Below are 10607 nucleotides of genomic sequence, written 5' to 3' on the forward strand. Positions count from 1 at the left end.
GGTTCTCAGTTTAAATCAATGATGATGGGCGGCGGCAGGGGCTGCAGGCACTGCGGAAGGCTCGGCGGCTTTTCCGGGGGAGGATTCCCACTGCGGGAAGAAGTCCTGGTTCACGCCGGGGACGCTGTACTCATAGGGTCCGCGAACAGCGACGATGTCGAAGGTGAAGTTACCGTGAGGAGGAGGCGTCGGGGTGGCCCACTCGAGGGTGGTGCAATCCCATGGGTTGTCATTCTTGACCTTCTTGCCGCCCTTGATGCTGAGCCAGAAGTTCAGGATGAACGGCACCTGGCCGAGCATGAGGATGATGGCACCGAAGGTTATGAGGACGTTCAGGCCGAGGAGGTTGTTTGGCACATTCATGCCGAAGAGACCGAAGACTCCGGAAGTGAGTTCCGTGAACCAGTTGGAGACGGAGGAGGTCTGCTCGAAGTATTTGCCACCGTCATACCAGCGGCGATGGAAGCCGCCCATGCCCTGGATGAACATCGGGGCGAAGATGAGGTTCATGCCGACGAGGGAAGGCCAGAAGTGCAGCTTGCCCAGGAAGTCATTCATGATGCGGCCTGTGGCTTTCGGATACCAGTGATAGACACCGGCGAAGAGGCCGAAGATGGTGCCGGGGGCCACGACGTAATGGAAGTGACCGATGACGTAGTAGGTGTCATGCAGGGCAAGGTCGATGAAGGTGAAGGCCAGAGGCAGACCCGTCAGACCGCCGATACCGAACATGGGGAGGAAGGCAGAAGCGAAGAGCATCTGCGGGGTGAAGCGGATGGAGCCGCCCCAGAGAGAGATCATGAGACAGGTCAGCAAGATCACGGAAGGCACGGAGATGAGCACCGTGGTGATCTGGAAGTAGGTGGACATCATGGTGCCCATGCCGGTCAGGTACATGTGGTGAGCCCAGACGAGGAAGCTCAGGAAGCCGAGGGTCAGACCGGCATACACCATGGCCTTGTATCCCCAGAGAGGACGGCGGGTGTTCGCCGGGATGACTTCCGCCAGGATGGCGAAGGCTGGAAGGATGAGCACGTACACCTCAGGATGGGCCAGGAACCAGAACAGGTGCTGGTAGAGCAGAGGAGAACCACCACCGGAGATGTCCAGGTGCTGACCGCCTTCCATGAGGCCGGTCGGCAGGAAGAAGGAGGAACCGAACACGCGGTCGGAAAGCTGGAGAAGAGCGGCGACTTCCAGCGGCGGGAAGGCCAGGAGGAGCAGGAAGGCGACGATGAACATGGCCCAGCAGAAGAAGGGCATGCGCATCCAGGTCAGGCCCTTGGCGCGGAGGTTGATGATGGTCGTGATGACGTTCACCGAACCGAGGAGGGAAGCGGAGATGTTAAACACCATGGAGAGGAGCCACCAGGTGTGGCCGTGCATCCAGATGTTTGTCACCGCGAGGCTCGTGGTGCTGGCGAGAGGGGAATACATGGTCCAGCCTGTCTGCACGGAACCGGTGCCGAGGAAGAAGCTGGCGAGCATGCCGACGCCGCTGACGAAGAAGAGCCAGTAGCTCCACATGTTCAGGCGGGGGAAGGCCATGTCGATGGTGCCGATTTGCAGGGGCATCACGAAATTCACGAAGCCGGCGAAACCGAGGGGCACGATGCCGAGGAACACCATGATGGTGCCGTGCATGGCGCCGAGCATGTTGTAGAGCTCGCCATTGACCACACCGCCAGGAGCCCAGCGGCCGATCATTTCATTGAAGACCCAGCTCACGCCAGGAATGCTGTTGATGATCTGAAAGCCGGGGATCGGCTGGCCTGGGTAGGCGATGCTCCAGCGCATGAGGAGCATGAGGAAGAACCCGAACAGCAAGAACAGCAGGCCGCTGATGGCGTACTGGATGCCGATGGTCTTGTGGTCCGTGGAGAAAATGTACTTCGCAATGAAGCCGGGCTCATGATGGTCATGAGCATGATCGTGGGCGTGATCGTGAGTGTGGGCAGCGGCGCTCATAGAAGGATGGTCAATGGGTCAGAAGGAATCAGGAAGGGCGGTCAATGAAAGTTCCAGAAGCGGAAGGATCAGTGACCAGGAAACCAATGACCAAGGAAAGCCCAAGATACCAAATTCCCATGACCTGCCTGGAGAGGCTGGGAACTGATATTTGAGATTTCCTTGGTCATTGAAACTTGGGAATTGGCGCTTGCCCGGCGAAACAGATCAGACCGGGAAAGCTAGAGAATCATTTGGCAGCGGGAGCCGGGGCTGCGGCAGCGGTGGCTCCAGGGCCGGCGGGGATATCCCCAGGAACATTCTTGTCAGCGAAGGGCTTCAGGTCAGCCTCGGTCCACTGCTGGGCACGCTTCTCTTCACCGCGAACTTTTTCCACCATTTCCTTGGTGATCATCGTGCCTTCGTTGCCCCATGTGTTGCGCACATAGGTCAGCACGTTGGCGAGGTCGCCAGCAGACATCGCGGCGCCGAAGGGCTGCATGCCGCCAGGAGTGTTGAAGCCCTGGCCCTTGACGGTGACAGCTCCCACAAGGCCGTGCTGGGCCACGCGGACGAGACGCTCAGTGCCGCCGAGCACCCACTCAGAACCAGCCAGAGGCGGGAACTGGCCGGGAATGCCGTTACCATTGCCCTGATGGCAACCACCGCAGACGGCGTAACCAGAGGCACCCTTTTTCATGGCGGTCTGGAAGGGGTCAGCACCTCCCCCGTCGTCAAGACCCTTTGGACGTGGGTCAGGAGCAGCAGCGAAATGGAAGGGGTTGGAGGTCTTGAAGCTCCAGCCGCCGGTCATGACGCCAAGCTGGCCGCCCGCGAGAACGGCGACGATGACGCCCAGGAAGATGACCAGCATGGGGACGGGTTCGCGACCAGCCTGCTGATCCACTTTCTCACGCTTCACGGCAGAGTGAAGGCGATCGAGATCGGTGCTGTCGGGTTGGAAGCTGGGGGAGGTGGCGCTCATTGAGGACAGAGAGGCATTTACTTCTTCGCAGGGGCAGGAGCGGCGGCCACAGCGGCCGAGACACCAGGAACGGGATAGTCTTTCTTGAGGGAGAGCAGGTAGTCGACCAGGGCTTCAGCCTCGGCGGTCGGCACCACTTCGTAGCCAGCTTCAGGAGCGGCCTTGCCGGTCAGTTTCAGAGCTTTGTCAGAGACAGGACCCTGGGCCTTGCGGACGATGTAGAGGCTCTTGAAGGCGGGCATGTTCGACCAGTCGTGCTGCGAGCGGGGAGCAAACAGCTTCTGGTGGATGATGCCACGCTCAGGAGCGCGCCAGCCGTAGTTGGCGAGATCCGGACCGCTGCGGACGATGCCGAGAGGAGCGTAGTGCTCACCCAGGTAGTCATAAAGAGTGTTGGAACGGACGGGGGCCGCAGGGCGGGCTTCCTGGTCCTGGCCCCAGCCTTTGTGCCAGCCGTCGAGGGCGATCTGGCTCGGGCGGATCATCTGGGTGTGGCACTGGGAGCAGCCCTCACGGAGGTAGACGATCTGTCCCTGGCCATGAACAGGGGCCGGCGGGTAGTAGCCTTCGACGCCGTCTGTGTCCTTGTCATAGGCCACAGGCTGGAGAGCCTGATACTTGAGGACAGGAATGACGATGAGGCAAAGCCACGGAAGACCGAAGCTGGCGACGAGACCGAGGATGAAGGTGCGGAAGTTGCTCATGCGTGGGCGGCGTGAGGGGTGTCATCATGCGCTGAGTGCAGCAGCGTTGGGGCGGAACTGCGGCGGCCAAGACCGGCCACCATGAGCATGAGATGGATGAGGAACCAGACGTTCGACCAGGTGATCAGCGCCCAGGAGATGGCGCGGGCGACCATGTAAGGGCGGGAGTTCAGCGCGAGCTGCATGAAGTCCTGGTCCCACATTTCTGGATTGTTGAGGTCACCACCCTGCTGGAGACCGGCGACGAGGCTGGTCACCACGATGGCGCCGATGCCGTAGGTGGAGAACCAGAAGTGGTTGCGGATCAGGCGGACGCTGAGCCACTCACAGCCGGCCAGACGAGGCACGATGTAGTAGATGGCACCGAAGACGCACATGCTGAAGAAGCCGTAGATGGCGATGATCTGGAAGCCATAACCTGCGTGGGTGAACTGGAGGTTCACGCCGGTGCTGTAGTTGGACAGCAGGGCGAAGATGACGCCCGTGATGGGCAGAAGGAGGGAACCGAGGAAGGTGAAGCGCAGTGTCGGGGAAGTGGCGACGAGGCTGTGGCTGCCGAGGGTGGTGAGGTGGTGGTTCAGACCGACGACACCGACCGGGATCAGAAGGAGGGTTCCGGTCAGAGCACCGATGGAAGGCATCCAGGAAGGCAGAGGACCGCCCATGTAGGTCTGCATACCGGTCCAACCAGCGAGGACGGCGAGGCCCCAGAAGCCCAGTTTGGCGAGCTCAGCGCTGGCGATCGGGCGGCCGGTGATCTTCGGAATGAAGTAGTAAGCGGAACCGATGGCGACCGGTGTGAAGAAGAGGAAGATCACGCCGTGCACATACCAGGCATTGATACCAGCAGCGAGGGCGCCAAGGCTGGGGATGCAGTGCAGGCAGACGTTGGCGGTGAGGAAGATCCAGGGGAACCAGAAGCAGGCGCCGAGGATGTACCAGGTGCTGACCATGAAGCCTTCAGGACGGAAGGCCTTGCCAAACATGACGGCCATGGGCCAGGCGAAAACCAGGAAGCTGCCGAGGAGGATGGGCCACACGAAGCGGGGCATTTCCAGCCACTGCATGGAGGTGCTGCCACCGAGGAGGATGCCGAGCAGACCGAGGGTCACGGCGATGTTCCAGAACACGCCAGCGACGTAGAGGAGGCTCTTGCCGCCTTTCAGTTCCTGACCGGAACGGCGGGCCATGATCCAGAGCATAACGCCCAGACCCGCCTGGATGCCCCAGCCGTAAACGAGGGCATTGATGTGAGTCGGCTGCAGACGGCCAAACTGGAGGAACTGGCAGTCACCCAGGAAGGAGGGGGAGACCAGTTTGATGGCGGCCAGCACTCCAAGGATGGTGGAGGCCATGAGCCAGAAGGCGCCGTTCAGGAAAAGGAACAGCACAGGGCCCTTGACCGACTTGTCGATCGCCGCGCGGCGAAGGTTGTCGGCCTGAAGGTCCAGGTCTGCGGATGAAGGTGTGGTCTGCATCGGGGAAAAGAGCGGCCGTTAGGTTACGGGTTGGCAGGGGCGGGTGCGGGGGCCGCCGGAGCGGCAGGTGCAGGAGCTGCTGCGGGGGCAGGAGCTGCTGCGGGGGCAGGAGCAGGGGTAGCGGCGGCAGCGGCCTGCTTCAGCTGGGTGGGGGAGCCGGGGACCACCTGGGTGCTGGCGGCGGCCTTGCGAGTCTTCAGAAGCTCGACGGTCTTGTCGAAAGCCACGCCCTTCCTAGCAGCGTCATTGAAACCCAGCTTGGCGATGTTCTCGCTCTGAGCCTTGGTGATCTCTTCTTTATTGGCAAGGCGCTCAGGGATGCGGGGATCCACTTCAGCAGGCTTGCGCACGTTCAGAAAGATGGCGAGCAGGACGGCAAAGCCGGTGAAAGCACCGAGCACCCACAGGAAAGTGGCGCCGGTCTTCGTTGGTGAGGCAGCAGCAGACATGGAAGGAGATCAGTTGATGACGTTGGCGGACTCCAGCAGACGGGGGTCACGGCAAGGATAGAGGCTGTAATTGGCGAGGCTGCGCAGGAAGAGGAAGCCGACGGTGCCGACCACGCCGATGAAGGCGACGACGTCACCGATCCAGGCTCCAGCAACCGTCACACCGACGCTAAGGGACGGGCCGCGCTCAGGAATGACGAGCCAGTAGAGGTCCACCACATGCATGAAGAGAATCCAGAGACAGACGCCCACCATCACGAAGGGCTTCTTTTTGCGAGCCTGGGAGAGCAGGGCCAGGAAAGGACCGACGAAGTGACCGACGACGATGAAGATGGAGACATAGCGCCAGCCTTCCGTGTTACGAGTCAGGTAGAAGCGGGTCTCTTCCGTGATGTTGGCATACCAGATGAGGAAATACTGGGAGAAGGCGATGTAAGCCCAGAACACCGTGAAGGCGAAGAGGAGCTTGCCCATGAGGTGGAAGTGCTCCTCGGTGACGACCTGCTTCAGGTAGCCGAGGCTCTTCAACCAAGTGACGAGCAGGATGGTGACGGCCATGGAGGACCAGGCGCAACCTGCGAAAATATACACACCCCACATGGTGGAGAACCAGGCGTAGTCGAGGGTCTGGACCCAGTCGACAGCTGCGAAGGTCACAGTCAGAGCGAAGAAGAGCAACCAAGTGCAGGAGAACTGACGGGCTTTGATGGTGTGCTTGATGTCACCATCGACGTCCTGCTTCACAGAACGGGAACGCAGCTTGCTGGCGATGAACCAGAGGACGAAGAAGTAGAAAGCGAAACGGGAATACCAGCTAAAGCCTTCGTAGATGTTCAGGTAGCCGTATTTGGCGGTGAGCACGTGCAGATGAGGATTCGACTCCGCCATGTGATGCAGGGCTTCGTAAACGCTAGTGCCCGCCTCAACAGCGTGGTGGTGAGCTTCGCGGTGATGGTTCATCCACTCATAGAGCGGCTTCTGCACAGCAGGGATCAGGAGGGGGATGCTCAGGATCGCCAGAGGCAGGATCATGTTCGCGAGCTGTTCCCAGAGACGACGAATCGCAACGCCCCAGCCGGAGTTGGAGGCGTTGTGAAGCATGATCCAGAAGCAGCCACCGCAGATGATGGTGAAGGCGAAGAAAACCGCGAACAACCAGGAGTAGGCGAAAGAGCCGAAAACGTTGTCTTTGGTAAATAGAAAGAAGTAAGCTGAACCAGCGAGGCCAAGGGCTCCGAGAGCACCGAAGGCGCCGATCAACTTGCCGCCTTTGGCGGGCTCAAACTTCTCACCGCCCTGGGGCAGATCTTCAAAAGTGACGTGGTGATGACCCATGTTAGAAAAGCGCGCGCGGGTTACTGGACGGTGACATTGCCTTCTTTCGCGGCGACCTGGAGGGCGCGGATGTAGGACACGATGGCCCAGCGATCACGCACTGTGAGGTTGCCACCGTAGGAGCCCATGAGCCCCTTGCCATTGGTGATGACATCGAAAATCGCACCGTCAGCGCGGTAGGCGCCTGGGTTTGCAGGATCCAGATTGCCTGCCTGATGGAAGTTGAAAGCGGTCAGGATGCCATACTTGGAGGTCACGCCCTTGCCATTGCCAGAAGCGCCATGGCAGACAGCGCAGTAGATGTTGTACTGACGCTCACCACGCTCGATGAGAGCCTTGTCAGCAGCCAGCTCTTCAGGGAGGCCGTCGCCGTAGAAGTCACCGATCTTGCCGGTGTTGTAGTAGTCCAGACCATTGCTGAAGCCATACGCAGCAGGCTTGGCACCCGGTGTGGAGGCAGCCACGGAAGGCACTTCAAAGCCCATCGGCACGGTGTTTTTCACGGGCAGACGGCCAGCATGACCATCGGCAAAGAAGTCGCTCTTCACCTGGTATTTCACCTTCGCCTGGTGGTCCAGGTCAGGGAAAATCTCGATCGGAGGCAGCTCGCTCTTGCTGCCGCGCGTGCCGAAGGCCGCCACGACGATCGCGGCGACAAAGACATAACTGAGGAAGAAATATTTCAACATGGCAGGCAACAGGGCCGTTTAAGGGAGCTTGTGAAAAATTTCACAAGGAGCATGAGAGTAAAAACTTGAGCCGCGATTGCAAGGACGATTTCTTTTTTTGTCCCGGCCCGTTTTGGAACCCCTAGATTTGAGGAAAACGGGGTTCGCAAGCCCCTGGCCAAGGGCTTTTGGGACCCTGTTTTGCCCAGGAAAAGGGCTTCTTGCAGCCTGAAAATCGCCTGGGACGAGACCTTGCGTCTTATTTTCGCCTCGAACACAGCAGCCAAAAGCCGCCAAACAGCCCCCAAAGGCCGATGGCCGCAAATCCAAGCAAAGAGGTCGCCAGCGCCCGAACGGGGTCGCAACCGGACTGAGATCCGAGGAGCTCCATGAGAAGGCCCTCCCGGACTCCCAGGCCGCTCACGGTGATGGGGAGGGAGGCCACGAGATCCACGGCCGGCATGATGCCGAGCATTTGGCGCAGAGAAACCTCAGCGCCAACGGCTTGTGCGGCTGCCCAGTAGGCGGCAAAGGCGCTGGCGGTGCTCAAGGCGGACAGCGCAAAGCCACTGAAAAGCCAGGGGTGCCGGAAGGTGCCGGCGAAAATCGGCGAGGCTGCCTGGACAAGCCGGCTCATGCCAGGGATGCGCGCCCACATCCGCTGTAGCGATGGCTCCATGATGACTCCGAGCCCGAGAAAGGTGACGATGACGATGATGGGCAGTGCCACGTCCGCCCAGGTCGTGATCGCAGCGGGCAAGACTCCACTTCGCGAAAAGCAGGCATAAAGCACGATACCGCCCATCAGCCCGCCGACATGGTCCAGGATGATCGAGCCGAGAATGGGGCCGCGCCTGTCGGGGTAGTCGCGACTGAGGTGCAGAAGGCGGACGCCATCGGCTCCGAGCGGGCCGAGGAAGTAGAGATTGAAGAAGTCGGCGAAAAAGGTCAGCCGCAGGAGTTTCGGAAACGGCACCTTCAAGTCGTAGACCCGGACGAACCACCACCAGCGGCCTGCCCAACCGAGTACGGAGAATCCGCCAAAGAGAAACGCGAGGCCAAGCCATCGCAGGTCTATCGTGCGCCACTCAAAAGCGGCAATCTCCTCCCAACGCAGTCGATTCAGCACCCATGCGAGGAGCGCGATGGCGGCCAGAATGCGGAGGATCGGGAGTAGGCGGCGCATTCCTGCATGGAGGTTATTCTGAACTCTTTTTACCACTGATAGGCACTAATACTGACCAAACCTCTGATGGCTTGGTCATTAGTGTCAATTAGTGCCTATTAGTGGTTAAGCGGCTTGGATTGAGAGATGAGCATTCTCACAGATTCCGCGCCCATTCGATGGCGCGGAGCATGCCGGTGGCTTTGTTCACGGTCTCGGTGAACTCGGCGCCGGGATCAGAGTCAGCGACGATGCCCGCGCCTGCCTGCACGTAGGCTTTGCCGTCCTTCACCACGCAGGTGCGGAGGGCGATGCAGGAGTCGAGATTGCCATCGAAGCCGTAGTAACCGACGGCGCCGGCATAGGCGCAGCGCTTGCTCTTTTCGACTTCGTTGATGATCTCCATGGCACGCACTTTCGGGCTGCCGCTGACGGTGCCAGCAGGGAAAGTGGCGCGCATCACATCGTAGGCGTTCTTGTCTGCATGCAGCCTGCCTTCGACGTTGCTGACGATGTGCATGACGTGGCTGTAGCGCTCGATGATCATGAGGTCGGTGACCTTCACGGTGCCGTATTCCGCCACGCGTCCCACGTCATTGCGAGCGAGGTCCACAAGCATAATATGTTCGGCGCGCTCCTTCGGATCGGCGAGCAATTCAGCGGCGAGAGCATCGTCCTCGATCTTGGTTTTACCTCTCCAGCGCGTGCCTGCGATGGGGCGGATCTCGATCTTGCCATCGAGGCATTTGACATGCACTTCGGGCGAGCTGCCGACGAGCGAGAAACCCCCGGGCAGATCCATGCAGAACATGTAAGGAGACGGGTTCACATGACGCAGTGCGCGGAAGAGATCCACCGTCGTTCCGGTGTAGTCTGTCTCGAAGCGCTGCGAGGGCACGCCCTGGAAGATGTCCCCTGCCCCGATGTATTCCTTCATCTTCGTCACCATGCCTTCATACTCGGCACGCGTGGTGTTGCTGACGGGCGGTGGAAGCTGGTCGTTTTTCACCGGCGCAAAGGTCTGCAGAGGCTTCACGGCGAGAGGCTGTGAGAGCTTGGTGATCAAGCGCTCGATCTCCGTCTTGGCCCAGTCGTAGGCGGCTTCCAGCGTGGCGTGCTCATCGGTGTGCACGTTCGCCACGAGCATGAGACGACGGGTGCGATGATCAAAAATCAACACGCTGTCCGTGACCATGAAAACCATGTCCGGCAGGCCGAGTTCATCCTTCGGAGGTGCTGGCAAAGTGGGCTCGAAAAAGCGCACCATGTCATAGGCCAGGTAGCCTACCGCGCCGCCATGAAACACCGGGATGTGCGTGACCTCGGCGGGCTTATACGGCAGCATGATCTGGCGCAGTTCCTCCAGCGGATCTGTGGTCGTGGTGAAGCGGCGCACTTTGCCGCGTTCCTCGACTTCGATCTCCTTGCCGCGGGCGGTGAAAATGAGCCGCGGAGAACTGCCGAGCAGCGAGTAGCGACCTGAGTGCTGCGTGAGTTCGGCGGATTCCAGCAGGAAGGCGCTGCGGCCGTCATGGATCTTCTGGAAGGCTGAGAGCGGGGTCTCATAGTCGGCGGCCAGCTCTGCCATCACCGGCACAAGGTTCCCTTTCGCGGCGAGGGCGCAGAAGGCATCGAAATCAGGCTGGAGATGAAGCTTGGACATGGCAGACAGGCAAAAACGAGCGCGGAACGTGGATGGGAAACCGCGTTCAGGCAAGGGCGGGAGCGGGGAACGGTCAAGAGGTCAGGGCATGGTCAAGGGGTCAAGTAGGGTGTTCTTGACGATGCCTTGACTGTTCTTGACGATGCCTTGACCGTTCTGACGGTGTTGACTGTGGCGATGGCTCGAGCTGTCCCGCGTGGAGTCTGAGGTCTA

General features: G+C 60.2%; 9 protein-coding genes. All 9 read right to left on the bottom strand.

The features are described 5' to 3' along the window. Nucleotides 1-15: 15 nt before the first annotated feature. Nucleotides 16-1968: a cytochrome c oxidase subunit I gene (locus tag BGE01nite_RS17380; RefSeq protein ID WP_146851952.1), complete on the bottom strand. Its 1953-nt coding sequence runs from the start codon at nucleotides 1966-1968 to the stop codon at nucleotides 16-18. A 229-nt stretch (nucleotides 1969-2197) separates the two neighbouring features. After that, entirely contained in the window at nucleotides 2198-2932 is a 735-nt protein-coding gene (locus tag BGE01nite_RS17385) for a c-type cytochrome (protein WP_146851954.1), read from the bottom strand. Between the two features lie 17 nt (nucleotides 2933-2949). Further along, nucleotides 2950-3636 (bottom strand): cbb3-type cytochrome c oxidase subunit II, encoded by a 687-nt coding sequence (locus BGE01nite_RS17390; RefSeq protein ID WP_146851956.1) that lies wholly within the window; start codon nucleotides 3634-3636, stop codon nucleotides 2950-2952. Continuing rightward, complete coding sequence (locus BGE01nite_RS17395) at nucleotides 3633-5114, bottom strand: cbb3-type cytochrome c oxidase subunit I (protein WP_146851958.1); 1482 nt, start codon at nucleotides 5112-5114, stop codon at nucleotides 3633-3635. Before BGE01nite_RS17395 ends, BGE01nite_RS17390 begins: the two co-directional genes overlap by 4 nt. Before the next feature lie 23 nt (nucleotides 5115-5137). Next, the gene (locus tag BGE01nite_RS29295) at nucleotides 5138-5563 is read right to left on the bottom strand and encodes a hypothetical protein (protein ID WP_176601361.1); all 426 of its coding nucleotides are present in this window, start codon (nucleotides 5561-5563) and stop codon (nucleotides 5138-5140) included. A 9-nt stretch (nucleotides 5564-5572) separates the two neighbouring features. Then, entirely contained in the window at nucleotides 5573-6898 is a 1326-nt protein-coding gene (locus BGE01nite_RS17405) for a hypothetical protein (protein WP_146851960.1), read from the bottom strand. A gap of 20 nt (nucleotides 6899-6918) precedes the next feature. After that, nucleotides 6919-7587, bottom strand: coding sequence for a c-type cytochrome (locus BGE01nite_RS17410; RefSeq protein WP_146851962.1), 669 nt, complete (start codon nucleotides 7585-7587; stop codon nucleotides 6919-6921). A gap of 238 nt (nucleotides 7588-7825) precedes the next feature. Then, nucleotides 7826-8752 (bottom strand): lysylphosphatidylglycerol synthase transmembrane domain-containing protein, encoded by a 927-nt coding sequence (locus tag BGE01nite_RS17415; RefSeq protein ID WP_146851964.1) that lies wholly within the window; start codon nucleotides 8750-8752, stop codon nucleotides 7826-7828. Between the two features lie 136 nt (nucleotides 8753-8888). Next, complete coding sequence (gene trpE, locus BGE01nite_RS17420; RefSeq protein ID WP_146851966.1) at nucleotides 8889-10394, bottom strand: anthranilate synthase component I; 1506 nt, start codon at nucleotides 10392-10394, stop codon at nucleotides 8889-8891. Between the last annotated feature and the right edge of the window lie 213 nt (nucleotides 10395-10607).

The organism is Prosthecobacter gellanilyticus (assembly GCF_007992435.1).
In the GTDB taxonomy this organism is placed as follows: domain Bacteria; phylum Verrucomicrobiota; class Verrucomicrobiia; order Verrucomicrobiales; family Verrucomicrobiaceae; genus Prosthecobacter; species Prosthecobacter gellanilyticus.

Excerpts from the sequence above, each read along its gene's own strand:
- BGE01nite_RS17380 (WP_146851952.1), bottom strand. The coding sequence starts at position 1,968 with ATGAGCGCCGCTGCCCACACTCACGATCACGCCCACGATCATGCTCAT.
- BGE01nite_RS17385 (WP_146851954.1), bottom strand. The coding sequence starts at position 2,932 with ATGAGCGCCACCTCCCCCAGCTTCCAACCCGACAGCACCGATCTCGAT.
- BGE01nite_RS17390 (WP_146851956.1), bottom strand. The coding sequence starts at position 3,636 with ATGAGCAACTTCCGCACCTTCATCCTCGGTCTCGTCGCCAGCTTCGGT.
- BGE01nite_RS29295 (WP_176601361.1), bottom strand. The coding sequence starts at position 5,563 with ATGTCTGCTGCTGCCTCACCAACGAAGACCGGCGCCACTTTCCTGTGG.
- BGE01nite_RS17395 (WP_146851958.1), bottom strand. The coding sequence starts at position 5,114 with ATGCAGACCACACCTTCATCCGCAGACCTGGACCTTCAGGCCGACAAC.
- BGE01nite_RS17410 (WP_146851962.1), bottom strand. The coding sequence starts at position 7,587 with ATGTTGAAATATTTCTTCCTCAGTTATGTCTTTGTCGCCGCGATCGTC.
- BGE01nite_RS17405 (WP_146851960.1), bottom strand. The coding sequence starts at position 6,898 with ATGGGTCATCACCACGTCACTTTTGAAGATCTGCCCCAGGGCGGTGAG.
- trpE (WP_146851966.1), bottom strand. The coding sequence starts at position 10,394 with ATGTCCAAGCTTCATCTCCAGCCTGATTTCGATGCCTTCTGCGCCCTC.
- BGE01nite_RS17415 (WP_146851964.1), bottom strand. The coding sequence starts at position 8,752 with ATGCGCCGCCTACTCCCGATCCTCCGCATTCTGGCCGCCATCGCGCTC.